Raw genomic sequence first — 24,724 nt, 5'->3', positions numbered from 1 at the left:
CCATTGTCCCCTTTTTAGCGCGCGAACGCGCACCCTGCACAACTAATGAGAGCCTCGTCAGTCTGCGCGCCGTTCGGCCCGCACGCCCCCTGTCCCGACGAGCACAACGACGACGCCGACCCGCCCAGCCCCGTCCGCTCCAGGTGGTCCACCAGCACCCGGACGAAGACCTCGCTGGTGCCGGTCTTCTTCGCAACGTTAGGGATCGTGCCGCCGGCCCGGATCTCGGCAAGGACCCGGTCGGCAACCGAGTAGGCGGGGCTGCCGGGACGCTGGCTGGCAGCGTTAGCCGGGCTAGCCGGGCGCAGGGACGCCGGACGCGCGGGTGCGCCCACGTTAGCCGCGGGCGCACTCAGGCGAGCGGGAGCGTTCACAGGAACAGCTTCCCGATCTGGAAGATACCCACCGCCAGCGCCCAGGCGATGACGAGCTGGGCGCCCACAGCGATCGTGGTGCGCTTGCCGCCGATCAGGCGGGCCTGCTCGGCCACCGTAGCCAGGCACGGGGTGTAGGCCAGGACGAAGACGAGGAACGCGATCGCGGCCAGGCCCTGGTAGCCCTCGCCGGCCGTCTGCGTGAACGTGGAGGCGAGGAGGTCGGGAAGTTCGCCGAGGTCGTCGCCGTTGTCTTCGGCGTCGCCGGCGGCCTCCGGGTCCATGTTGTAGGAGGCCACGATCGAGGACACCACGGTTTCCTTCGCCACGAAGCCAGTCATGAGCGCGCCAGCCATGTGCCAGTCGCCGAAGCCGGCCGGCTCGAAGACGGGTTCGAGCACCTTGGCCACCTGCCCGTAGGCCGAATCCTCCATCGGCAGCTCCGGGTCAGCGAAGGACTTGCCCGCGCCTCCCGCGCCCATCGGGATCGCGCCCAGCAGCCACACCACCATGGTCATGGCCACGATGATCTTGCCCGCGCCCTTGACGAAGATCCACGAGCGCTGCACCGCCTGACGCAGCAGCACAAGCGCGCGGCACCTGGTAGGCGGGCAGGATCAGCATGAGCGGGGACTGGGCGTCATTCTTGGTATAGAAGAACTTCAGCACCCACGCGCCCAGCACCACCAGCACGATCGAGGCAAGGTAGAGGGCGAAGACCACGGTTCCTGCGTTGTTGGGGAAGAAGATCTTGGTCATCATGAGGTAGATCGTCAGCCGCGCCGCGCAGGAAGTGTACGGCGTGATGAGTACCGTGACTAGGCGCTGCGCCGGGGAGGGCAGCGTACGGGCCGCGGCGAGGGAGGGCAGGTTGCAGCCGAAGCCCATGATGAGCGGGAGCACCACGCGCCCGTCCAGGCCGATGCGGCGCATGAGGCGGTCCGCCAGGAACGCGGCACGGGCCATGTAGCCCGAATCCTCCAAGATCGACAGCGCGGCGAAGATCGTGAACATGAGCGGCACGAACGACCCGACCACTCCCAGGCCCGTACACAGACCGCCCACCAGGAGCGAATCCACCCACGTTCCGCCCAGGCCGACGACGCCGAGCAGCCAGCTCACGCCGTTCGCCAGTGAGATCGCGCCCTCGTCCGTGCTGGAGAAGATCGCATCACACCAGTCCTGGATGGGACCCACCCACTCGCCGGCCAGCTTGAACAGCAGCCACATGACCGCGAAGAACACGATCGGGCCAGCCACCGGGTTGAGCAGCACCTTGTCCACGCGATCCGAGCGCGACGGCCCGTGGGTCTCAGGGCGCTCGGCGGACGTGTTGATCGCCGACTCCACACGGTCCACCCAGCCGAACAGGCGGGTGGCCCGCTCAAGCTCCGCATCCGTGGCGGAGGCAGGCTCAGTCGTGTGCGTGGGGCCAAGCTCAAGGCTGGTCGGGCGGTCGTGCCCGCAGCCGCAGGCGAGGCCCGTGGGGGCGACGTCGTCAAGCTCCAGGGACGAAGCCTTGTCGTGGCCGCAACCGCACGCAGCACCGCCGCCGCAGGAGGTCTGGGCGAGGAGGTCGCGCTCGTCGACGTCGGACAGCCGGCAGCTAGCCAGCGGGTTCGCGGCCGCGCGGGCGTTGTAGCCGGGGGCCGTGGGGTCGGCGTCGAGGCCGGACACGCGGCGCGGCTCGAGGATCGCCTGCTCGACGAAGCGGTCAAGCTGGGCGTACTGGCCGCGCTTGCGCGGGTCAAAGATCATGACCGGGATACCAAGCTCGCGCGAAACCACCGACGGGTCGATCTTGATGCCGTTATCGGCGGCGACGTCAGCCATGTGGATCACCGCCGCGACCGGGTAGCCCGTCTGCGCCAGCTGGGCCACGAGGTACAGGGAGCGGGTGAGCGCGCCGCCGTCGAGCACGGCGAGCACCAGGTTGACGTCCTGATCGAGCGGGCCGCGGTGGCCGTGATGGCCGTGGTCAGCCGGGGCGGCGGCGTCGCGACCGGGGCCCGCGAGCGTGTCGGCCACCACCTTCTCATCCGGGCTGTTGGGGATGAGCGAGTAGGCGCCGGGCAGGTCGAGCACGCGGGCGCCGAGGCTCCGCCACGTGCCGGCCTTGACCTCCACCGTGGTGCCGGGGGCGTTGATGACCGCCTGGCGGGCGCCCGTCACGCCGTTGAAGAGCGTGGACTTGCCGACATTCGGGTTGCCGACCAGTGCGATCGTCACGCCCGCGTAACGCTTGTTTTCCTTGACCTTTTCCTGGACCGTCATGCCACCAGCTCCGCTTCGATGTTCTTCGCGGACCTGTGGTCGATCGCCACGCGCGAGCCGGCAATATTAAGGACCAAGCCGCCAAAACCGGCATGCTGGATCACCGTGGCTTCGGCGCCAATCCGCACACCGATCTCCTGCATGCGCAGCAGGCTATGCTCGGGGAGCTTCAGGTTAGTGAGTCGAAGCGTAACGCGTGTGGGGCATTAGCTGAGCTTCATTCTTCCTCCAGGAAATATGGAATTGTCACGAGTAAGGCTATCCTTGCCTTGCTCATATAAGAAAGACCAAAGTCCCGTTATTTACACCTTGGAATGACTCCAGTTTGGGGTGCGGCGGTGGCGGCCGGTGGTCTGCCGCCGGCCCGCCGGTGGGCTGCCGCCGGCCCCTCTCAGCAGATGCGGCACTAAACTGACAAACGCGGTACTAAATAACGGGAAAGTAGTGCCGCATCTTGCCAGGTAGTGCAGCATCTGCAACGACCACCAGCCGGAGGGCAGCTGCCGGGCGGGAAGGCCGCGCGCGTGGTGGCGAGCTCGTGCCCGGGGGCTGTGGGCGCTGCGGGCTCTGCGGGCGCTGGTGACGCAGGTGACGCGAAACGCACGCACGGGCAGGCGCGGGTGCGGGCGCACGGGCAGGCGTGCGGTGACGCGGCAGGCAAGCGCGGGCATGAGTGTGGGCCCGGACGGATGTCCGGGCCCACACTGTTAGCTGGCGTCAGATCAACTCCAGCTCGCGTCAGATGCGGTGTCGTTGGCGTTAGGTGAGGTCGTACTCGCGGAACTCGCCCGAGGCGGAGCCACCCGGTGCCGGAGCACCCGGTGCCGGCACACCCGGCCCGGCCTGCGCGCCAGGACCTGCCGGAACTCCCGGCGCGATGCCCGGCTGAGCTCCCGCAAACGTGCTGGCCTCGGCCGAGTGGGCCGCGGAGAACTGAGGAGCCTCCGGCTGAACGCCGAGCTCGGCGCCCTGACCCGGCGCGCCCGGGCCCACCGGAGCCCCCGACTGCACGCTGTATGGCTGCGCGCCATACGCGCCCGCCGGCCCAGCCACACCGGCGGCACCGGCAGCTCCCGGGTACGGCGCCGGCTTCGGCCCCTTGGAGAACAGCTTGGCGATCTTCTTGCGGAAGATGATGGCCAGCGCGATGAGCGCGATCACCACCACGGCAGCGATGATCATGCCTATCAGCTTGCCCATCGTCGGACCCGACGCATACCCCTCGAACCAGAGCGAGCTGGCGTCGGAGACGGAGTAGGTGTACGTGTCACCATCGCGGGTCCACAGGTAGTCGCTAACATTCGCCCACTTCTGCATGGTGCCGAGTTCAACGCTGCCCGTCACCTGGGAGATCTGGGCGCCACCCACGAAGTCGTACGGGTCGAGCTCGAGCTGGACCTCGTAGTCGCCGTCGGTGACCTCCTTCTCGACGCCTTCGAGGGTGCGGACGCGGACGGACCAGGCGTACGCGGATTCGTCCTTTGGCGTGAAGGAGAAGGAGTAGGTGCGCTTGCCGTCGGTGTCGGAGGTCTTCATAGAACCGCCGTTCTCGGCGAGCGCGGCCTCCACCTGGTCGAGGAAGTCGGCGTATTCGGTGGAATCGAGCACGACGTCGACGTCGAGCGTCCATTCCCTCGACATCGACACGTTCACCGCGAAGTCGAGCGAGTCGAAGACGATGTCCTTGTCGAAGGCGAACTCGAAGCTGGTGCCGTACGCGTAGTCGGTGTTGTCGCCACCCCCGGAGGTGTAGCCCTCGGGTGCGATCATGTGTACTTCTAGCCCGCAGTAGCTGCTGCACAGCTCCACCGGGTCGGCGGTGCCGCGGTAGGTGCGCTGGAGCTTGGCTTCCCCGTTTTCGCTGCCAGTGCCGACTTCGAACGACGTCGCCCCCTCGCCGAACACGTCGTCGAGCTTCAACACGAGGTCCTCGGCGGAGATCGCGTCGAAGCTGAGCGAGCGCTGGTAGTTGTTGGTCGAGGTGTCGGTGTCGGAGTCGATCGTCATGCCGGAGAACTTGCCGAGGAACTCGTCGTCGATCTTCTTGATCGGCTCGGTCGGCTTCGAGTAGCGTTCGAGCACGACGACGGCCCCGAACGAGCCGTCGTCGTTGTCAGCGATCGTCAGGTAGACGTTGTCGAAGCCCTGGTCCTGGGTTTGATCGATGAAGATGGAGCCGCCGTAGTCCGACGTGTAGGTCTCCCCTCCGTAGGTGACGGTGCTGGGGTCTTCGCCGTCGATGACGTTGCTGCGGTCGTCTTCGGCGATGACACCTTCGACGACGAGCGCGTCCGGCACCCAGGCCAGCAGGTCGGAGGAGGAGAAGCTTTCTTCGAACTCGAAGCCCTTCTTGAACGAGCCGTCGGCGGAGAAGAACGTGATCTCGGGATCCCCGTCAAGGCCGCCGGCCTCGAGGATCGCGGTGACCTTCGACTTGTAGTCGTCCATGTCGGTGAAGGACAGGGTGAAGTTGCCCGTCACCTCCGCCTCGCCCATCGTCAGCCCGGAGAACTCGAGGCCTTCGGGCAGGTGCTTGACGATCGCGGCGTCGGCGGCTTCGAAGCCGCCGGTGATGCGGTCCCGGGTGTCGGCGTCGTTGGCCACGGTGAAGGAGATCGTGCGCGTGCCGGCGCCGCCCTCCTCCAGGGCCACGGTGGTGTTCAGGCGCGCGCCGCACGCCGTGAGCAACATGAGCAGGGCCACCGCGAGGGCGACCACGCTGAAACGTGACTTGGTCTTCATGGCTACGAGACCAGCTGACCGAGGATGAGGAAGATCAGCATGACGACCACGGCGGCAAGCCCGCAGAAGAGGACGTACGGGACTAGCATCGACTTCTCCGCCCGCGCGATCCGATTGAGCCCCACGTAGTTCGCGATAAACGCCATGTTGCCCGCCAGGCCCACGCCAATGGAGAGCACGAGGAAGCCCAGGAAGAACGTGACCGTGGTGGGGATGATGACCAGGAAAGCGCCGATCACCATCATGAAGATCGCCGGGGTGGCCGACACCGACCACAGGGTGGCCACCTGCCCAAACGGCACGGTGACGCCTCGCATCTTCAGTGTGAAGTACAGGGCGCACGTGAAGGCGAACACCAACGCCGCCAAGACGACCGCGCCGAACAGCCAGAGCTTCAACCCGGTGCCGAGCAGGTCGCCCACGCTGGGGCCGGAGTAGCCGAAGCCGTAGCGGCTGTAGGTGTTGACAAACTTGACGATCCCCTTCAACGCTGCCACGCCGACGCCCGCGGGGATGAGCGCGCCGACGAACACGAAGATGCCCATGGCCACGTGCCAGTAGTAGCGGTAGGACTCGCCCAGCTTAATCGCCTCGAGCAGGCGGCCGCCCAGGATCAGCTTGATCACGGACCACATGGCACCAAAAACCCCGCCGATGGAGTCCGCGGGGTTCGCGGGGGCCGACGACGCCGGGGCGCCGGCCGCGTAGACTGCGTTCGGGTCGTAGCCCTGGCCGGGCACGTAGGGCACGTAGGCAGGGGCCGCGTTCGGATCGTAGGCCTGTGGGGCGTTCTCGGCGGCCGACGACGCCGGGGCGCCGGGCGCCTGCCCATAGGTGTTGGCCGGGGCCGCGGCGTAGGAGTCGGTGGGCGTGTAGTCAGCCGGAGCGGCCTGCTCGAGCGGCTCCGTGGGGTTTTGGGGCAGCGGCTCCGTGGGGGCCGACTGCGCGGCGCCCGCCGCCTCGGGGCCGTCAGCCCTTTGAAGCGGCGCGGTCTCGGTACCATCTGCCGATTCAGGCGTGGGTGTGAGTTCGTTGTCCACGATTTCCCTTTCGTGTGTGCGTGTGAGGGGCACGTCTGTGCGACATGACCCTATCACTATAACTTACGTCACTTTGGGGGCATCGATTTCCCGACGACGCCGCCCGGCCCGCGCCCACCGACGCCGCCCGGCCCGCCAGCGGAAAGAAGGAGGGGCTCGGCCATCCCTGGCCGAGCCCCTCCCGATTCGCCCGCGTACTCGCAGGCCCTTCAGCGATTTACAGGTCGTTGAAGTGGCGCACGTACGTGGTCTCGTTCTCGATGGCCGCACGGCCCGATTCGAGGCGGGCTACCGGCACGCGGAACGGCGAGCAGGACACGTAGTTCAGTCCGACCTTCTCGAAGAAGTGGATCGAGCTCGGGTCACCGCCGTGCTCGCCACACACGCCCATCTTCATGTTGGGCTTGGAGTGGCGGCCGCGCTGCACGCCCATGTCCACGAGGGCGCCCACGCCACCGAGGTCCACGGACTCGAACGGGGACACGCCAAACACGCCGTAGTCGAAGTATTCGTTGAAGAACGTGCCTTCGACGTCGTCGCGCGAGAAGCCCCACGTGGTCTGGGTGAGGTCGTTCGTGCCGAAGGAGAAGAAGTCGGACTCGGTGGCGATCGTGTCAGCCGACACGGCCGCGCGCGGCAGCTCGATCATGTTGCCGATCGGCAGTTCGAGCTCCACGCCCGTCTCCTTCGAGACTTCGGCGATGACTTCGAGGGCCATGTCGCGCACGATCTGCAGTTCGCGCACGCCGCCGATGAGCGGGACCATGATCTCCGGCTTCGGGTCCTTGCCTTCCTTCATCAGGTGGGCGGCGGCTTCGGCGATCGCGCGCACCTGCAGGCGGATGAGGCCCGGGATCTTCAGCCCGAGGCGCACGCCGCGCAGGCCCAGCATGGGGTTCTGCTCGTGGTGCGACTTCACGGCCGCGAGCAACTCGCGCTCGTCGTCGGTGATCTCCTCGCCCTTGGCTTCCTTGACCGCGAGCTTAACCGACAGGTCGGTCAGGTCGGGCAGGAACTCGTGCAGCGGCGGGTCGATGAGGCGCACGGTGACCGGCAGGCCGTCCATCGCGTCGAAGATGCCGATGAAGTCCTCGCGCTGGTATGGCAGCAGCTCGGCCAGCGCTTCGGCCTGGGTCGCCTCGTCGTGGGCGAGGATCATCTTCTCGATGAGCTTGCGGCGGGACCCAAGGAACATGTGCTCGGTACGGCACAGGCCGATGCCCTGGGCGCCGAACGCGCGGGCACGGGCGGCATCCTCCGGCGAGTCGGCGTTGGCGCGCACGAGCATGCGGCGCTTCTCGTCCGCGTGGCTCATGATGCGGTCCACGGCGCCCACCAGGTCGCGGTCGTCATCGGTGTGTGCGGCGGCGAGGCCGGCCTCGAGCCCTTCGGCCAGGTAGGTGGTGACCGGGGAGTCGGTCACGGGCACGTCGCCTTCGAAGATTTCGCCGGTGGTGCCGTCGATCGCGATGATGTCGCCCACCTTGAATTCCTTGCCGGTGGACTTGACCTTCATGGTGCCGGCCACGTCGTCGACCACCAGGTCATCGGCGCCGACCACACAGCAGCGGCCCATGCCGCGCGCCACCACGGCCGCGTGCGAGGTCTTGCCGCCGCGGGCGGTGAGGATGCCCTCGGAGACCACCATGCCCTGGAGGTCTTCGGGGTTCGTCTCACGACGCACGAGCACCACCTTCGCGCCCGCCTGCGTGCGTGCCACCGCGGTGGCGTTGTCCATGACGATCTCGCCCACGGCCGCGCCCGGGGAGGCCGGCATGCCGCGGGTGATGGTGACCTTCTTCGCGTCCTTGTCGAACTGCGGGAAGAGCAGGGAGGTGAGCTGGTCGCCCGTCACGCGGGTGACCGCCTCGTCGCGAGTGATGAGACGCTCGTCGACCAGCTGGTCCGCCACGCGGAACGCCGCGGCCGGGGTGCGCTTACCCACGCGGGTCTGCAGCATCCACAGCTTGCCGCGCTCCACCGTGAACTCGATGTCGCACAGGTCGCGGTAGTGGATCTCGAGGCGGTCCATGATGGCCAGCAGCTCGTCGTACGACTTCTTGTCCAGCTCACCGAGCGCCGACAGCGGCAGCGTGTTGCGAATGCCCGCCACCACGTCCTCGCCCTGCGCGTTCTCGAGGTAGTCGCCGTACACGCCCGAGTGGCCCGTGGAAGGATCGCGCGTGAAGCACACGCCCGTGCCGGAGCCCGCGCCCATGTTGCCAAACACCATGGTCTGGACGTTGACGGCGGTTCCGATGTCGTTCGGGATGTGCTCGCGGCGGCGGTAGATGCGGGCGCGCTCCGTGTTCCACGAGTTGAACACGGCCTTGATCGCCAGGTCAAGCTGCTCGCGCGGGTTCTGCGGGAAGTCGTGACCCGTGGCCTCCTTGACGATCGCCTTGAACTCCACCACCAGGCGCTGCAGGTCCTCCGTGGTCATGTCCGGATCGCCGGCGTAGCCCTTCTCATCCTGGAGGGCGTGCAGGGCGTCCGCGAACGGCTCACCCTCAATGTGCAGCACGGTCTTGCCGAACATCTGCACCAGGCGGCGGTACGAATCCCACGCGAAACGCTCATCCCCGGACTGCTCCGCAAGGCCGAGCACCGACTCGTCGTTCAGACCAATGTTGAGCACGGTCTCCATCATGCCCGGCATGGAGAACTTCGCACCCGAGCGCACCGACATGAGCAGCGGATCAGCCGGATCACCCAGGTGCTTGCCCATCTTCGCCTCGACCTCACGGATCGCGCCCGTGACCTGCACGTCCAGCTCCTCCGGCGCCGCACCCTCGTTCAGGTACACGCGGCAGGCCTCCGTGGTAATCGTGAAGCCGGGAGGCACCGGGAGGCCAAGGTTGGTCATCTCAGCCAGGTTCGCGCCCTTACCGCCGAGGAGGTCCTTCTGGTCCTTATCACCCTCGGTGAAGTCGTATACGTACTTTGTCATCTGCCCTCCGTTGGGAATCATGGGTTGTCGTATGTTGTAGGGGCGCGCCACCCGTTTCGGGCGGTTCGGCCCGCCTGTTTCGAGCGGTGTGGCCCGCCTGTTTCGGGCGGTTCGGCCCGCCTAGTATGGGCGGCCTTAGCCTCCACGCACCGCCCTCAAATGTATCACCGGCCGGGCGCCATATGCGACTTTCGACCCGGTTCCCGCAACGGCAAGCCCCCGGGTGGCGGGCCCGCCTCACGCGCGCTTGGGCCCGGGTGCCTAGGCGGGCGTCACGACGCCATGGGGCGGCTTGCGTCCCGGCGCCGCGCTCGCGCTACCTCCCAATTGATGGTGAACAACTCCTGCCGAGTCTCGGTGGCTCGCAGAGCATCCTCTGCGCTACGGAGCAGCTCCTCAGACTCAGTGCGTAGACGATTTCGTTCGGCGCGATAGTCGTCCTCAGCATCGTCAGCCTTGCGCTGCCAGCGCCGTGCCTCTTGGCGGAGCTTCAACTCCTGCGCCGTGTTTGATGCCTTTCGAGCTTCCTTGTTTGCTGTGGCGGCCTTGGCTTGGTAATCGCGGATCTTGGCGTCAAATGTCGCTTTGAGGTCGAGGCGAGCAGCATCAACGAGGGCTTCTTGTTCAAGAAAGAAAGTGGCATTTCGCTCTTCGACATCCCGCTCGAGCCTCTTGATCTGTTGCGCGATGCCGCGCTCGAAGCCGTTGGTATCCACATCGCCCTCACTGACGTTGACGCAGTTCAGGTCGAGCAGATCTCGAATCTGCTCTGGATCCATGGGGGTACCGTTATCAAAGAACCCTGAGAATAGGAGATACGACTCTCGAAGGTCCTTGCTACCAGCGCGCATCGCGAAGGTGACTTCCTCAACTCGCAACCGCCCCTGCTTGTTGCGCATACGCTTGGCGATCGTGCTGGCCCGGTCTGATCCTTGAATCTGGAAAATCAGCCGGGCAGGTGGAGTGTTTCGTGTTTTCGCCGACTCGATGACCCACGAACAAAGATCACTGGAGTAGCGATACTGATGCGCGCCCTTCCGCGGCTCCGACTTGAAGTAGTAGTCACCGGCCGTAATTCCACTACGGGGCGAGGCGTGAAGCTTGAACTGCGTACCCGAATCGTTGAAGGTGGCTTTATCCCCCAGCTCGTGCCGAGTAACATCGATCAAGAGTCGTTCAAAGGCGTTGAGGACGATTCCGGTTTGGGCGTCGTAGGACTTGAGCTTGTCGCGCACCTTCGGGTCGAGGTTATCGAACACCTTGGCGCGGGTCTTCTTCATCTCCCGGTTGATCTGCTTCGCGTACTTCGCTTCGAGAGCGGTAAACGCGGCATCGATCTCGGCGGAGGTCTTGCAGTTGTCAAGGATGTGGGCGATGTTCTTCTCGAAATCCAGGCCGTCTTCGATCTGACCGAGAACCTCATCGGACGCGCCGAACACGGAGGTGAACAGCTCGAACTTCTCAGTGAGCAGCTCGAGGATGCGTTCTTCGGCAAGGTTTCCTTTGTTGGAGAAGTTGACGACCACGACGTTGTGTTTCTGCCCGAAGCGGTGCACGCGGCCGATGCGCTGCTCGATGCGTTGCGGGTTCCACGGCAGGTCATAGTTGACCAGCATCGAGCAGAACTGCAGGTTGATACCCTCCGCAGCGGCCTCGGTCGCGATCATGAGCCGACCGCGTTCACGGAATTCATCCACGAGGGCTTTACGCCGGTCTGCAGCAAGAATACCTGTGACAAGATCACCGCCCTGGTTCTCCTCGAGCCACCGCTTGTAGATCGTGTTGGCTTTCGGACTGGTATTGGTGCCGTTGAACAAGACGAGGCCTTCGCCCCATCCTGCCTCCGTGAGGGATCGGGCGAGGTAGTCCTGGGTGACGGTGGAGTCGGTGAAAATGATCGCCTTCTCCGGTGCACCAATCTCGCGCAGCTTCGCAAAGCCCTGCTCGAGCGCATCAACCAGCTTCACAGCCTTCTGGTTGACGGTAATGGAGCGGGCGAGCTTTGCGTACTCGCGCAGCTCTTCGACTTCGCTGAGCATCGCATGGCGCTGCTCCGGGTCAATCACCTCAGGGGTGACCGGGGTGTTTTCTGCTTCTTCCCGTAGCTCGCCGGTGAGGTCTGGGTCACCGACGAAGCCGCCGGCGTCGTTGCGTCGGCGTCCGGCGCGGACTTCCGCTTCGAGGCGGTCTGCAGTGCGCTCTAGAGTAGAGGCGACGGCGTAGGAGGAGGAGCCGAGGCGTTTGCGCATGATGAGAGCGGACAGGTGGCGTTGGGATTTCGCAAACGCCCACAGAAACGGCCGCTGCAGGTACTCGTTGATCTTGTCGTACAGCTCGATCTCAGCATCGCTCGGGGTAAACGCGACGGTCAGCGGCATACGTTCGGTGAAGCGAATGTACTTATCCGCATCCTTGCGAAGCGTCCGTTTCGCCACCATCGCGACCCGCTGGGCGAGGTCATCGTTGCCGACCCCGTCAGGGTTGTCCAGGTAGCGCTCCTTGAATGCCTCGAGAGAATGGAAGTAGTCCGGCGCGAACACCGAGACCAGCCCGTAGAGTTCCTCGAGCCGGTTCTGTAGCGGAGTCGCGGTGAGCATGACGGTCTTCGTGGCGGCGCGACAGATGCGGGCGACGTTTGCTGCGATCTTGGCTTGCCCGGTCCAGTGGGAGCGCAGGCGGTGGGCTTCATCGCAGACCACGAGATCCCAGGTCCGGAGCAATTTCGTGGTCTGCGAGTTCGCGAACTCATAGGAGCAGATGAGGATCTGATCCTTCGCGCCTGGCCCGGTCAACTCATCAATGTTGGTGCGATCGAGCAGTGAGGCGGGCAGAGCGAATTTCTCGTCCAGTTCCTGCTTCCACTGCTGGCGCAGCGACGATGGTGCGATGATGAGGACGCGCCGGTTGCGCTGTGCCCAGTATTGGGAGATGACGATTCCGGCCTCGATCGTTTTACCAAGCCCGACCTCGTCAGCAAGGATCACCCCATTCAGGAACGGGGTTTGCAGGGCGAACAGGGCGGCGTCGACTTGGTGGGGTTTGGGCTCCACCTGCGCATCGAATAGCAGCCCCGCGAGCTTGCCGACATGGTCGGAGGCATAGCAACGGTCGAGCTCGTGAGCGTAGAGCTTGGCCTGATAGTCACTCAAATACTGCACTCGTCGCCGCTCCCCTTAGACTTCCCACCGTTCAGGCGCGGACACCGCATAATCCACGCCGATCGCGGCGAAGTGCTTCATTGCGGCCTTGATCTTCGCATTCTCGCTCGGGCGGCGCTTCGCCGGGTCTTGACTCGACTTCGTTTCCCTCACCAGGTAGAGGTGCTCGGTGCCGTCCTCAACCTTGATAATCGCCCAGTCCGGGTTGTAATCACCCACCGGTGTAGGCACACGGAACTTGTCGGGCAGCTTCATGAACAACTTGATGTCCTCACGCCCATCCAAGTACTGAGCGAACTGCCGCTCCACTGCCGAGTCGAGCACGAGGTAGTCGAAGTCCGTCTTCTCCTTATTCGTCACCTTGTACAGCTGGTCGATGAACCGGTCCTTCTCCTCCAACCCATCGGCCTGAAGTTCGCGCAGCTCATAGATGGAGCCACCGATCGGCTCATACTGGATCCCGTCGATGAGGGTGTGAGCGAGCTCGGTCTCGATACGCTCGGTGACCATCTTGATGAAGTCATTCGGGTTCGCGAGGAAGTCCCCGATGCGGCCGGAGCCGAGCAGGATCTCGATGATCGTCTTCCGCGTCAGCGACGTTGATTCTTGAAGCTGGCTGATGATGTCCGGCAACAGATACGAGTCCGTGAGCACGGTGGACCGGGATCCCAGTTCCGTGCCTTTTGGGCCACCACGCGTGATCTCAAGCCCAGTTCGGGTGACTTGGATACGGATCGGATCGATCTGCGGCGCCTGCTGGATACTCGCCACGCTCCGTTTGATGAGGTCCTCTCGATCGAGGGTGACCCGGTAACTGGTGCGAGCAGTGATTGCCTCCCAGAACTCTTCGAACTCGGGGGTGGCGTAGACCTGCTTGTTGAGGGCGCGGGGCTGGCGCTTGCGCTTGTGCTTGACGATCGTTTCGATCTTGCAGCCATCGACAATCCGGATGACGTCTTCCTCGTAACCTGCGAACTCTTCGGGAAGGTTTACAGTGAAGCCCAGCTGGTCTGGCACCCACGTGCCCATCACCTCACCGGCAGCGTTGATGTAACCCTGGCTGAGGAGCGACTCCCAGATCTCACTGGAACGCTTCGTCCCCAGCCGCATCTCCTTACCCGTCACCTCATCAACCACCGGCAAGGCAGCGAACTCAGTCCGTCTCACGTATCCGATCGCCACACCAGCCTGCTTGTACTCATCCTGCAGTGCAGACGCGAACGCCTTATACGATTCGTTCGCCACGACAGTGAGTTGTGCGGTGCCCGCATCCTTGATCCGCTCACCGTCCTGGTTCACGGGCAGGCGCAGGCCACGGCCGATGGTCTGGCGGCGCTCCGTCTCGGTCGACATGTCACGCAGCGTGCAGATCTGGAACACGTTCGGGTTATCCCACCCCTCACGGAGCGCAGAGTGAGAGAAGATGAACCGGACCGGCTCGTCCATACTGAGCAAGCGAGCCTTGTCCTTCATGATCAGCTCATAGGCGTCATCATCGGCCTTTGTCTTGCCCGAGGAGTCCTTGAACGTGAGCTGGGCGTTCTTGCCCTTACCTGCCTTCATCTGCGCGAAGTATCCAGAGCGGGCCTCCACCGGATCCTCGGGCAGGAACCCGTGGGCGGCCGGGTTTTTCGCGCGCTCTTCAACGTAGATCGTGTCGAAGGCCTCGGCGAACGGGCCGCGCGCATCGAGGTTGTTGATGCCCTCACCGAGGTAGGAGGCGACCTTGTCGATGAAGAACAAGGAGAGCACTTTTATGCCGCGTTCGTGAACTTGGGTCTCTTTGCGGATGTGCTCCTTGATGGTCTCCTTGATCATTTCCCGGAACACGGCGTCCTGGTTGTCACCAATCGTCTCGCCAACCCGCAGGTAGCCGTAGTTAGTCAGCTCGATCTGCTCCGGTTGAATGCTGATCTCGTTGATCCGCCAATTACCCTCATATGCTGGGTTCCCACCGGAAAGGCGCTCTAAATCGGCGCCTTGGGTGGCGGAGACCTTCTTCTTCGCGAAGCCGCCGTCCTTCTTCTTTACCACCAACTCGAGGCTGGCTTTGAACGGATCGCGTTTGACCTCCAGTAACTTCACATACGGCTTCGCCGCGCCGCCCATCTCCAGGGCGTCGGAGACGACGATCTTCTTCACCAACTCCAGCCGGTGAGCATCGAGCGGATCGAGCCGGTACACCACGTTGCGGGTGGTCCGGTGGGTTGCCGAGTAGCGCAGCGTGCACAGCGGGTTCAGGTCGGTGACAGCGGACTGGGAGAGCTGGGACTCCATGTTTTGCGGCTCATCCATGATGACAATCGGCCGAGTTGCCTGCAAGAAGTCAAGTGGCCGCAGGCCAGAGAGCTTATCGCGCTGCTGATGAATGATACGGGTGTTCTTATCGCCCCTAATCGAGTCGATCGTCATCACCAAGAACTGCAACGATGTAGCCGTAGCAAAATCTCGCACGTCCTCGGCGCGGTCACCGGAGTAAACGTTGTAGTCCATGTTGATTTGCGGGTACAGGTGGCGGAAGTGCTCGCGCATCAACTGGATGCTGGTCTTCACACCCTCCCGTATCGCCACCGACGGCACCAAGATGATGTACTTGTTGAATCTGTACTTCGTTGCCAATTCGAACGCGGTACGCAGGTAGACGTAGGTCTTACCGGTGCCGGTTTCCATCTCGATATCGAACTGCAAACCATCAACCAAGCTCGCGTTGATCTCCAGGCCGTTGCGGTCCTGCACCCGTTGCAGATTCTCCAAGATCATGCTCTCGTCCAAGACGAGATTGTTGCCATATGCACCGATCTCTTCGAAGATGCCGAAAGCTTCCTGGCCACCAAAGTCCGGTATGTCCAGTGATTGCTGGGGCGGAAGATACTGCAAGCCGGTCAGGAGTTGGTCAGCATCGGCGGGCTGCCCATCGAATAGGTCAGTGACGGCCTCGATGGCGCTCGTCTGGTAGGGCTGGCGCGGGTCAAACTGGAATTTCATCGAACTCAAGTCCTTCTACGCCGTCCACAGCTCAACATTGCGGGTGCGGCACTCTTGCACCAGGTTCGTCTTCAACTCATCATTGCCCTGGAACGCATCCTCCAAGACAACCAGACGCTCAGGCTCCCGCGCTACCAGAGCGCGCAACTGATCCAACGTCGGCTGCGTGTGCTCATCTAAGTAGGCCATCACCAGACCGTCCGCGACGCTGAAGACGCTCAGGCCTGCGACCTCAACAGTCTCGATCTTCTCCGTCAGCGAGAAGCCCAGCTTCAGTAACACCTCAGTCAACAGTGCTTCGGGACGGGCATGATCATCAGCAGAGTCCGCAAGATCGGAGAACAAACCAACCAGCTCATCCTCAGACAGGCCCGAGTCGGCCTTCCACTTCGTGAAATTCGTATCTACAAGCTTGTAGGCGCGGAAACCCACATCCAGCGTGCCGGTGCGGCCGTCAAGCTTCGACGCTTCTTCCTCGAGAATCTTCTTACTCGCACGACGGATACGCTCACGAGTCACGTCAGCGATAGTGGTAGGGTTCCAATCAACGTTGCTTGCCTTCTCGGACAGTGGCTCGGGTAGCTGAACCTGAATGAACTTTCTCTGCCCCTGATCTTCACAGTTTTGCTGCATAACAGCGTCGGCTGTAGTGCCTGAGCCAGCGAAAAAATCAAGGACGATTTCACCATCAGCTCCTGTGGTCAGAACTTGCAGGAGACGTCTAATCAGTTTCGTTGGCTTCGGGGTATCGAAGACTGAAGTTGTCCCAAAGAGCGCCCTGATTTCCTTTCTCGACTCATCGTTATGCCCAGCAAAGTTGAAGTCCCACCACGTCGTGGGCACCGTTCCCTGTTGCACTTCACTCAAATAGCGCTTGAGCTGTGGAGCTCCTGCTCCATCCTTTCCCCAGTAGATACGATTCTCTGAGATATAAACATTGAGCTTTTCTTGGGAAAAGACCCAGCATCTTCCCGCTGGGGGATAGTATATTTCACCAGTATTCGGATTCTCGACCGGGTAGTCGTTAGCAGCACTGTATGTGCGTACCGAAAGATCGCCGGTACGGTAGCGACCTCGACCGTCATTGTCATCATGCTTGTAGGGCTTGTTGTTCTCTTCGGTGCGAGGAAACAGGCCTCGCGTGAACTTTTCAGATCGTGCAACAATCAAAATGAAGTCGTGCATATCTGAAAAACGCTTGGCATCGTTTGCCGGAGAGTATTTCTTCTGCCAGCAAATGTTCGCGTAGAAATTGTTCTCCCCGAAAATTTCATCCAGAAGAAGCCGTACCCGAGGCATCTCATCATCATCAATACTGAGAGCGAGAACACCATCCTCACGAAGGAGATTCCTTGCTAGTTTGAGGCGCGGGTACATCATGTTCAGCCAGTTGGAGTGGAAACGCCCAGCGGATTCGGAGTTGGTGGAGAGCTTGCCACCTTCGTCGGTCTGGCCGGTGAGTTCGAGGTAGTTGCCGATGGAGTCGGCGTAGTCGTCGGCGTAGACGAAGTCGTTGCCCGTGTTGTAGGGCGGGTCGATGTAGATCATCTTGATCTGCCCGTAATAGTGCTTTTGGAGGATCTTCAGCACTTCGAGGTTGTCGCCCTCGATGAACACGTTCTGAGTGGTATCCCAGTCAACGGAATTCTCTTTGTCGGGCATGAGGGTCGACGTCGTCGGCGTTTGCGCAGCACGAATTGCCCGAGTCTTACCTGGCCAGAAGAGCCCGAACCGCTCCCGTGCATCCTCAACATCGTCACCAAGCAAGACCTTGAGCTTCTCGACGTCAGCCTTCCCGTCCGCAATCACCTCAGGGAACAGCTCAGCCAGGCGTTCGGCCGCCTCGGTTGCAAAATCGGGAGTGATCCCGGGAACCTGCTTCGTGGTGTCATCCATGTCGTGCTCCGTCGCAGTCGTTTGTTCCTAGCCTTTTCAGCCGAGCATATCCTTGCCTCGGCGCTCAGCACATGACGATACTACTCAAGTGCTGATGCCACGGTCGCCTCGACGCGCTCCAAAGAACCAGGCAACAGCGCTGGTCAAGCCGCTCGCAGCGGATCGCGGATCATCAATAAGACAGTCATCGTCGCGCTTCTCGCAAATACCAAACCGCAGGCCGTGGGAGCGAAGGGCACCCGCCAGAAGACGCCGACTACCCAGGCGCTAAACAGCAAGGACATCGGCACCACAGTCGTGGTGACCACCCTCGTCCACGAGGTCGGCGAGATCATGGCCCGGGTCGCGCTCGACCGCAACCGTGAGGTGGTCGGGGTGTTGCTGCCATCAATGGACTCGACCGAGTACCCGTTCTAAGGGCGGTCCGGACCACTCGGGAGGCGGGCAGACCGGATCGTCCCGCAAATCCTAGAGCTCGGACAAGACCGAAGTGTTCGGTCCTGCCGGGGCCGGCCGGAACGGCGGGCCCCGGCCGGAGACCCAGGGATCCGCGCGCCGGGAGCTCGCTGGGCATTAAAATCTACTGGACGAATCCGGGGCGATCTTCGCATATAAAAAGATCGCCCCGGAATCATCCAAGTTTTTCAAATCGCACGGCCACACCCGCACCCCGCCACCCGGGGGCGGCAATCCTACCACTCGCCCGTGGCATCCACGAGTCACTGCACGATCGCCGCGGCGGTGGCCCCTTGGCCCAGCGGTCGAAGCTGGCGGAGCACTGGTGGCGGGATATCCGGCCGAGGACCTGTGCTCGCTCGAATGGGACCCCACCGACGGCAGCTCCTTCGAGAAGCTCCTCGCCCAGCTCACGGTGGGCGCGAACGGCGTGCAAGGCGACGAGGAGGGCTTCGACAAGAACCACGTCAAGGTCCACGGCATGGGCTACAACGAGGCCGGCTCCGGTTACGGCCAGGTGCAGTGGGCGCCGTTCGCCCTATCGAATGGGCACTGGGCGTGGACCGATGAGAACCCGTGGGGCCAGCATTTTAACTACGACGCACCCGAGCCTCACGAGAACATCCAATAGTGGCGCTCCCTGATCGACAAGGGATACATGCCGCCGCTGTCGATCGCCACCTCGGGGATTGGCACAATCGAGTCGCTGACCTCGAGCGTCTACGCCAACCTGATCGAAGGGTCGTGGAACATCGCGAGCATCACCACGACGTCGCAAATCCCCATCCAAGCGTTCCCCACGCCGATAGGTCGGGACGGGAACCGAGCATCAGTGATGAACGGAGTGGGGCTCGCGGGCGGGCAGTCTGCCCTCATGCGCATGGCGGGGCGAGCTGCACTGTACCTTCAGATCGTGAGGGCGGAATGCGGGCGGGCGTCCGGGGATCCAGGCGCCTGCCCGCGGCCGGCCAACGGACGCCGGACTCCGGCGTCCGTTGGGCATAGCCCCGCGCTAAGCCCAGTTACCATGCTCCGTGAACACAAAATCGTCGCCCGGGTAGTCGCCGATCTTGGTCAGCCCGATAATAAAATCGATCAACTGCCAAATACCGAGCATCATCCACGACACGAGCAGCATCAAAACACCAATCCCAACCTGACCGCGCAGAAAACGGTGAACGCCAAAGGTGCTGAAGAAGAACGACATCAGGATGTACAGAGTCTTATTCACCCTCTTCATTCCAGGCGCCTGAGGAGCAGCCATACCGTAATGCTGCTGGTACACATGCGGGGGCTGAGCCTGATACGTCGGCTGACCCTAGAACGCCGAGTTCTCCTGAAACCCCGGCTGAGGCTGGAATCCCGGCGTCGGCTGGGGCGGATTGTTCGGCGGAAAATCCTGATTAGACATGATATTGCGTGACCTTTCTGTGAAGGGTTGTGCTCACCCGTGGTGATTATTCTAGCCGCATCCCCCTTCACAACACCCACTCGCCCACCTGCCAAGCAGTGCATGCCGACTACGCAACCACCGGGTAACATTTATCGCCCAAACGCGATACTATCGAGTCATGACGATCAGTAGCCCTCCCCTCGACCACTCCGCCACCGCGGTCTACGCCAGCCTCTTCCACTCACTGTCCGACCCCACACGCCTCGCCGTTCTCCACCACCTCTCCTACGGCGAGCACCGCGTGCGCGACTTGGTCGATCACCTCGGGCTCGCCCAATCCACCGTCTCCAAACACCTCTCCTGCCTGCTCGAATGCGGCCTCATCGAATTCCGCGCGGAGGGCCGCGCCTCCTGGTACCGCCTCGCCGACGCCGAGGACCTCGCCTCCCTCCTCCAAGCCTCCGAGCACCTCCTCGCAGCCACCGGCTCCCAGGTCACTCTGTGTTCCCAACTCATGCACCCCAACGAGGCCTAAATGTCCCACCACATGCACTCACACTCTCACGCTGGCGCGGCCGGCTCCCCCGCGACGCCTGACCATCGGCGGAGGCTCACGATCGTCGTCGTGATCACGGGAATCATCGTGGCCGCGCAGCTCGTCGGCTCGATCGTCACGGGCAGCCTCGCACTGCTCACCGACACCGTGCACGCCCTCACCGACCTGTCCGGGCTGGTGGTCGCGCTCGTAGCCGCGACGCTCATGCTGCGCCCTGCCACAGCCCAGCGCACGTGGGGCTTCCGCCGCGTCGAGGTTATTGCCGCGCTCGGGCAGGCTGTGCTGCTGCTGGTCGTGGGCGGGTATGCCGTGATCGAAGGCGTGCAGCGACTGTTCGCCCCGCCGGTCGTGCCCGCCGGCGAGCTCCTCGTGTTCGGCGTGATCGGGTTGTGCGCGAACCTCGCGGGCCTGCTCGTGCTACACGGCAGCCGGGAGGCCAACCTCAACCTGCGGGCAGCCTTCCTCGAGGTGCTTAATGATGCGCTCGGCTCGCTCGGTGTGATCGTGGCAGCGATCGTCATCTGGGCCACCGGGTTCCAACGCGCCGACGCCCTGGCCGGCCTCTTCATCGCCGCGCTCATCCTGCCGCGCGCGTTTGTCATCCTTCGCGAGACGATTCGGGTGCTCATGGAGTTCGCACCCGAGGGGCTTGATTTGGAGGAGGTGCGGCGGCACCTGGTCGCGGTGGATCACGTGGTGGAGGTCCACGACCTGCACGCCTCCGCCGTTTCCACCGGGCTGCCCGTACTCACCGCGCACGTGGTCCTCGACGATGAATGCTTCACCGACGGGCACGCCCAGCAGGTGCTGCGCGCCATGCGCGAATGCGTCGACCAGCACTTCGACGTTGCCCACACCACCTTCCAGCTCGAGGCGCCCGGGTTCCACGCCGGCGGGCACGCATGCTCGGTGCCGCAGGAGGCCGGGAAGTAGGGCTGGGCCGGCGGCGCCGGGGCTAGGCGGCCGTCAAATCTCAGGACCCTGTAGCTTTTCATCGCCAAAATCGGGGGTTGGAGCCTCAGAGTCATGAGATTTGACGGGGCGGCGAGAGACCCGGCCCGGGCGGAAGATAAAACTCCAGGTCAGAACACTGCTCTCCCACCGATGAAGAAACTACTACCCTCAGGTGTCCAGTTCAGGCTCAACCTGCGCATCAACACCAACTTCGTGGATGGGCGGGCAACCCCGCACTACGATGGCCCTATGAGCCTGAGTAATCCTGATCTGTATACGCCCGGTGGGTATGTCGTCCTCGATTTTGAGACGACGGGTTTCTCATTCGACCACGGGGACCGGGTGCTTGAAGTCGGCGTCGTGAAGCTCGACCCCGACGGGCGCATCGTCGGCACCTTCGAGACGCTCATTAACCCCATGCGGCACGTGGGCGCCACGGAGATCCACGGGATCAGCGCGTCTGACGTGGTGGCTGCACCCGTATTTGGCGACATCGCCGAACACTTCGCTGCTATCTTGGACGGAAGCGTCTTCGTGGCGCACAACGCCAGCTTCGATGCGCGCTTTGCTCACGGCGAGCTCACGGCAAGCGGGAACTTCCGCGGTAAGTCCATCCCCTACCTGTGCACGATGACGCTGGCCAAGCAGTATAAGGTCGGCAGGACAGCCAAGCTAAGCGACGTCACCCTCGCCCTCGGGATCCACAACAGCCAGGCGCATAGCGCGCTCGCCGACGCGATCGCCACCGCGCAGGTACTCGAATACTTCCTTCGCGAGACGTCGGCCAGCAAGGATCCTTTGTGGCGCAAGGCGGTGGCGGCCGCGAGCGCCTGCGCGGATTATTGCCACAGCGAACTGACCGAGGATCCACTGCACGTCACGCGCGCCGACGCCGCCCGGGCGCGGGAAGCATTGCGTAGCGGGGCGTGGGTGAACAAGGCGGTGGGCGCGCGGGACATCCCGGCCGAGTCGTTGGCGGCGCAGTACTTCCGCTTGCTTGATGACGTGTTTCTCGATCGGGATCTGTCGGCTGCCGAGGAGCGGCAGCTCCTCGAGTTCGCGGCGCAATACCAGCTGTCGAGCGTGGCGTTGGCGGACTTCCACCAGCGTTACCTGCGGTCTCTTGTCACGGCGGCCTGGGCGGACGGCGTGGTCACGCGGGAGGAGCGGGAGACGATTGAGGTCGTGGGCAGGTACCTCGGCATCCCGCCCGAGGTTCGTGAGGTGGGCTTGCCGACGACGACGGCGCCCGGCTCGCCGACTGTTGTGACGGCACCCGCACCGGAGGGCGAGGTTCGCAGCGGCCTGCTTGATTCGTGCATCGTGCTTGCTCCGGGCGATCGCGTGACTGTGACGGGTCCGGTGCTGCGCACGCATTCCGAGTGGGAAGCACTCTTTGGGGCGCACAACATTGCGGTGGCGGGCCTGGCGAAGAAGACGAAAGTGCTGATCGCGGGAGATATCAACTCGATGAGTGGCAAAGCCAAGAAGGCCCGCGACTACGGGATCCCAGTAATTTCTGAGGCGGCCGCCGACGAGCTGATCCGGTTCACCGAGGGCGGGCTTTAGCGCACCGCCAGGCTGAGAGCCGGCCCAGCAAAAGGACCTACCGCGCCGCCTGCCGCCCCGTTAAGATAGTTCTGCACATCACACTAGCGAGTGCCGCGTAGCTCCCGGCGCTCCTTATCTTGAGGACGTTTCGCAGTGAAACTTCATTTCTCCCGCACACGAACCGGTTTACGTTCGCGCTTTTCAGCTCTCGCCTCCGCCGCGATCCTCACGCTCGCGCTCGCCGTGCCGGCCGCCCTCCCAGCCGCGGCCGCGCTCGATGGAGACACTAACCCTACCGCTCGGCCCGCTGCTTCGATCCTCTTCTTCCAAGACGGCCACGACATCGCGCCCGTCAAGCAGGGCACCAAGGATAGCCCCGAGTTCCATGGCGGCATCGCCCGCCTCTCCACGGTGTTGGCCGAGCAGAAGGTGCTAGGCATTCCGGTTGACGTGGCGTTCGGCGGCGACCTCGGCGGCGGCACCCTCTTCGGCGCGCTCTTCCGCGGGAGCGCAATGGTCGATGCGTTTAACCAGGTCGGGGTGGACGTCGCGGGCTTCGGCCAACACGACTTCGACTACGGCCTCGACACCCTCCGCGCAAACATCGCGAACTCGACCTTCCCGTGGGTCTCCTCGGACCTGTCGGTTGCAGGCGCACCAATCAACGGCGAATCAAACGTGGCCCTTATCCGCCAGGTCGGCGACATCAAGGTCGGCTACATTGGCCTCACCCTCGGCATGGAAACGACCTCGGCCGGCAAGGATGTGCAGCAGGCCGACTACGTTGCCGCCGCGAAGGCGGCTGTCGCCAAGCTCGAGGGCGCGGACGTCGTCGTCGCCCTCGCCCAGTTCCCCATAGCCGCGGACGCCACGCGCCTGCTGACCGAGGTGCCGCAGATCGACGTCGTGCTCCGCGAGGAGAACGCCTTCGCGCAAGAGGGCAACGACATCACCGCGCTCCCCGACGGCCGCTTCGCCGTGGCGCCGGAGGGCAACTACGGCTCGCTCGCGCGGATCGATTTCTTCAAGAACGACGACGGCACGTGGCGCGCCACGCACACCGAGGTGCAGGTCAACGGCACGGTGGCCGAGGATCCCGCGCTCCTGCCCCTCCAACAGAAGTACATGCAGGAGTTGGAGGAGCGGCTCGCAAAGGAAGTCGCCTGCTCCGACCAGGCCTACTCCCGCCCACAGCCGCTCGGCGCGCTCGCCGCGGAGGCCTTCCGCAACGCCGTGGGCGCCCAGATCGGCTGGCTCAACGCGGGAGGCATGCGCGCCGACCTCGCCGCCGGCCCGCTCGCCATGAAAGACATCCTCGCGGTCTTCCCTTACGACAACAAGATCATGAAGGTGCAGGTCACGGGCGCGCAGCTCCGCCAGGCTCTCGAGCAGGGCGCGGACTCCTCCCCCGCTGGCAACAGCGGCGGCTACCCCATCCTTTCCGGGGCCAGCTTCTCCTACGACGCCGATGCCGCTCCCGGCACCAAGATCGCCGATCTCAAGCTCGCCGACGGGACACCCATCGGTGACTCGGACGTATTCACCTTGGGCGTGACGAACTACGTGGTCAATGGTGGAAACAACGTCACCGCGTTCGGTTCGGCGAAGGTGCTGGTGGATTCGGGGTTCGCCGGGTCTGACTTCGATGCGCTCGTGGCGCACTTCGCCGCGACCAGCAACTGCGAGACGCCGGATCCGGGCGAGACCCCCGATCCCGCCCCGGACGAGGCACCGACCCCCGCCCCGGGCGACACGCCCGGCGAGAACGGCAGCCCCGGCAAGGAGCCGTCGACCGCGCCGAACTCCGGCACCACGACGCCCGGCGGAAAACCCGGCACCACGAACCGGCTCCAGAATACGGGCGCGAACGTGGTGGGGCTCGGTGTAGGCGCGGCGCTTGCCGTGGCGGCCGGCGCCTCGCTCGCCCTAACCGCGCGGCGGCGCCGGGGCTAGGCGGCCGTCAAATCTCAGGACCCTGTAGCTTTTCATCGCCAAAATCGGGGGTTGGAGCCTCAGAGTCATGAGATTTGACGGGGCGGCGAGAGACCCGGCCCGGGCGGAAGATAAAACTCCAGGTCAGAGCGTTGCTCTCCCGTCAATGGAGATTCAGCACCCGCCAGACCGCCGAGCCGGCGTAACCGGTGAGCCTGAACAATCTCATCGCAAAAACCGGCCTTTTCGACCTCAGATTCACCAGTTAGCAATGCTCTGACCGGTACGGCCCCTGTAAGAGCGGCCACCCAACGTCCGCTGAAGTGAAAGCAGAACATCCGCAAAAGCGACAGTGAAACATCCGCAAGAGTGACAGCGAGACGTCCGCAAAAGTGACAACGCCACCCTGCGACCTCGGTAAACGCTGATTCCGGGAACGCCCAAAAACAGCCAAAGAAACCGG

17 protein-coding genes are annotated in these 24,724 nt (G+C 63.7%); 6 read left to right on the top strand and 11 right to left on the bottom strand.

The features are described 5' to 3' along the window. Window positions 1-14: 14 nt before the first annotated feature. The 10 genes from AQZ59_RS03745 to AQZ59_RS03710 form a co-directional block, all read right to left on the bottom strand. On the bottom strand, window positions 15-374 hold the full coding sequence (locus AQZ59_RS03745; RefSeq protein ID WP_062613279.1) for a hypothetical protein: 360 nt from the start codon (window positions 372-374) through the stop codon (window positions 15-17). After that, the gene (locus AQZ59_RS09735; protein WP_236698655.1) at window positions 371-892 is read right to left on the bottom strand and encodes a nucleoside recognition domain-containing protein; all 522 of its coding nucleotides are present in this window, start codon (window positions 890-892) and stop codon (window positions 371-373) included. The genes AQZ59_RS03745 and AQZ59_RS09735 overlap by 4 nt, the downstream gene beginning before the upstream one ends. Continuing rightward, window positions 822-2,648: a ferrous iron transporter B gene (gene feoB, locus AQZ59_RS03740; protein WP_236698654.1), complete on the bottom strand. Its 1,827-nt coding sequence runs from the start codon at window positions 2,646-2,648 to the stop codon at window positions 822-824. Before feoB ends, AQZ59_RS09735 begins: the two co-directional genes overlap by 71 nt. Next, a complete protein-coding gene (locus AQZ59_RS08975) occupies window positions 2,645-2,791 on the bottom strand; it encodes a FeoA domain-containing protein (protein WP_236698653.1) in 147 nt (48 codons plus the stop codon). The genes feoB and AQZ59_RS08975 overlap by 4 nt, the downstream gene beginning before the upstream one ends. 616 nt (window positions 2,792-3,407) lie before the next feature. After that, window positions 3,408-5,390 (bottom strand): hypothetical protein, encoded by a 1,983-nt coding sequence (locus AQZ59_RS03735; protein WP_062613278.1) that lies wholly within the window; start codon window positions 5,388-5,390, stop codon window positions 3,408-3,410. 2 nt (window positions 5,391-5,392) lie between these two features. Then, on the bottom strand, window positions 5,393-6,430 hold the full coding sequence (locus AQZ59_RS09350; RefSeq protein WP_062613276.1) for a hypothetical protein: 1,038 nt from the start codon (window positions 6,428-6,430) through the stop codon (window positions 5,393-5,395). Window positions 6,431-6,647: 217 nt separating this feature from the next. Continuing rightward, window positions 6,648-9,380, bottom strand: coding sequence for a pyruvate, phosphate dikinase (gene ppdK / locus AQZ59_RS03725; RefSeq protein ID WP_062613274.1), 2,733 nt, complete (start codon window positions 9,378-9,380; stop codon window positions 6,648-6,650). A gap of 272 nt (window positions 9,381-9,652) precedes the next feature. Next, entirely contained in the window at window positions 9,653-12,538 is a 2,886-nt protein-coding gene (locus AQZ59_RS03720; protein WP_062613272.1) for an SNF2-related protein, read from the bottom strand. A gap of 15 nt (window positions 12,539-12,553) precedes the next feature. Further along, the gene (locus AQZ59_RS03715; RefSeq protein ID WP_062613270.1) at window positions 12,554-15,523 is read right to left on the bottom strand and encodes a restriction endonuclease; all 2,970 of its coding nucleotides are present in this window, start codon (window positions 15,521-15,523) and stop codon (window positions 12,554-12,556) included. 15 nt (window positions 15,524-15,538) lie between these two features. Further along, window positions 15,539-17,419 carry a site-specific DNA-methyltransferase gene (locus tag AQZ59_RS03710; protein ID WP_062613268.1) on the bottom strand — a complete coding sequence of 627 codons (1,881 nt, stop codon included), beginning with the start codon at window positions 17,417-17,419 and terminating at the stop codon, window positions 15,539-15,541. A 222-nt stretch (window positions 17,420-17,641) separates the two neighbouring features. Here AQZ59_RS03710 and AQZ59_RS03705 point away from each other — a divergent pair, with 222 nt between their 5' ends. Together AQZ59_RS03705 and AQZ59_RS03700 are read left to right on the top strand one after the other, a co-directional pair. After that, window positions 17,642-17,836 carry a hypothetical protein gene (locus AQZ59_RS03705; RefSeq protein ID WP_062613266.1) on the top strand — a complete coding sequence of 65 codons (195 nt, stop codon included), beginning with the start codon at window positions 17,642-17,644 and terminating at the stop codon, window positions 17,834-17,836. Between the two features lie 364 nt (window positions 17,837-18,200). Further along, a complete protein-coding gene (locus tag AQZ59_RS03700) occupies window positions 18,201-18,506 on the top strand; it encodes a hypothetical protein (RefSeq protein ID WP_062613265.1) in 306 nt (101 codons plus the stop codon). 381 nt (window positions 18,507-18,887) lie between these two features. Here AQZ59_RS03700 and AQZ59_RS09345 read toward each other — a convergent pair whose 3' ends face one another. Further along, window positions 18,888-19,139 carry a TM2 domain-containing protein gene (locus AQZ59_RS09345; protein ID WP_062613519.1) on the bottom strand — a complete coding sequence of 84 codons (252 nt, stop codon included), beginning with the start codon at window positions 19,137-19,139 and terminating at the stop codon, window positions 18,888-18,890. 307 nt (window positions 19,140-19,446) lie between these two features. On the opposite strand from AQZ59_RS09345, the gene AQZ59_RS03690 reads away from it, so the two are divergent. From AQZ59_RS03690 to AQZ59_RS03675, 4 genes are all read left to right on the top strand, one after another. Continuing rightward, window positions 19,447-19,803, top strand: coding sequence for an ArsR/SmtB family transcription factor (locus tag AQZ59_RS03690; protein ID WP_062613263.1), 357 nt, complete (start codon window positions 19,447-19,449; stop codon window positions 19,801-19,803). Continuing rightward, the gene (locus AQZ59_RS03685) at window positions 19,804-20,757 is read left to right on the top strand and encodes a cation diffusion facilitator family transporter (protein ID WP_082661129.1); all 954 of its coding nucleotides are present in this window, start codon (window positions 19,804-19,806) and stop codon (window positions 20,755-20,757) included. 171 nt (window positions 20,758-20,928) lie between these two features. Beyond that, a complete protein-coding gene (locus tag AQZ59_RS03680) occupies window positions 20,929-22,347 on the top strand; it encodes an exonuclease domain-containing protein (protein WP_062613261.1) in 1,419 nt (472 codons plus the stop codon). A 135-nt stretch (window positions 22,348-22,482) separates the two neighbouring features. Then, window positions 22,483-24,282: a bifunctional metallophosphatase/5'-nucleotidase gene (locus tag AQZ59_RS03675; protein ID WP_062613260.1), complete on the top strand. Its 1,800-nt coding sequence runs from the start codon at window positions 22,483-22,485 to the stop codon at window positions 24,280-24,282. Window positions 24,283-24,724 lie beyond the last annotated feature (442 nt).

This window comes from Trueperella bernardiae (assembly GCF_001469025.1).
GTDB lineage: Bacteria > Actinomycetota > Actinomycetes > Actinomycetales > Actinomycetaceae > Trueperella > Trueperella bernardiae.
Note: the sequence above shows the minus strand (reverse complement) of the source record. Positions and strands in the feature narration are given on the sequence as shown.

Coding starts and splice junctions, on each gene's coding strand:
- AQZ59_RS09735 (WP_236698655.1), bottom strand. CDS start 892: ATGACCATGGTGGTGTGGCTGCTGGGCGCGATCCCGATGGGCGCGGGA.
- AQZ59_RS03715 (WP_062613270.1), bottom strand. CDS start 15,523: ATGAAATTCCAGTTTGACCCGCGCCAGCCCTACCAGACGAGCGCCATC.
- AQZ59_RS03690 (WP_062613263.1), top strand. CDS start 19,447: ATGACGATCAGTAGCCCTCCCCTCGACCACTCCGCCACCGCGGTCTAC.
- feoB (WP_236698654.1), bottom strand. CDS start 2,648: ATGACGGTCCAGGAAAAGGTCAAGGAAAACAAGCGTTACGCGGGCGTG.
- AQZ59_RS03680 (WP_062613261.1), top strand. CDS start 20,929: ATGAAGAAACTACTACCCTCAGGTGTCCAGTTCAGGCTCAACCTGCGC.
- AQZ59_RS03735 (WP_062613278.1), bottom strand. CDS start 5,390: ATGAAGACCAAGTCACGTTTCAGCGTGGTCGCCCTCGCGGTGGCCCTG.
- ppdK (WP_062613274.1), bottom strand. CDS start 9,380: ATGACAAAGTACGTATACGACTTCACCGAGGGTGATAAGGACCAGAAG.
- AQZ59_RS03685 (WP_082661129.1), top strand. CDS start 19,804: ATGTCCCACCACATGCACTCACACTCTCACGCTGGCGCGGCCGGCTCC.
- AQZ59_RS03710 (WP_062613268.1), bottom strand. CDS start 17,419: ATGGATGACACCACGAAGCAGGTTCCCGGGATCACTCCCGATTTTGCA.
- AQZ59_RS08975 (WP_236698653.1), bottom strand. CDS start 2,791: ATGCAGGAGATCGGTGTGCGGATTGGCGCCGAAGCCACGGTGATCCAG.
- AQZ59_RS09345 (WP_062613519.1), bottom strand. CDS start 19,139: ATGGCTGCTCCTCAGGCGCCTGGAATGAAGAGGGTGAATAAGACTCTG.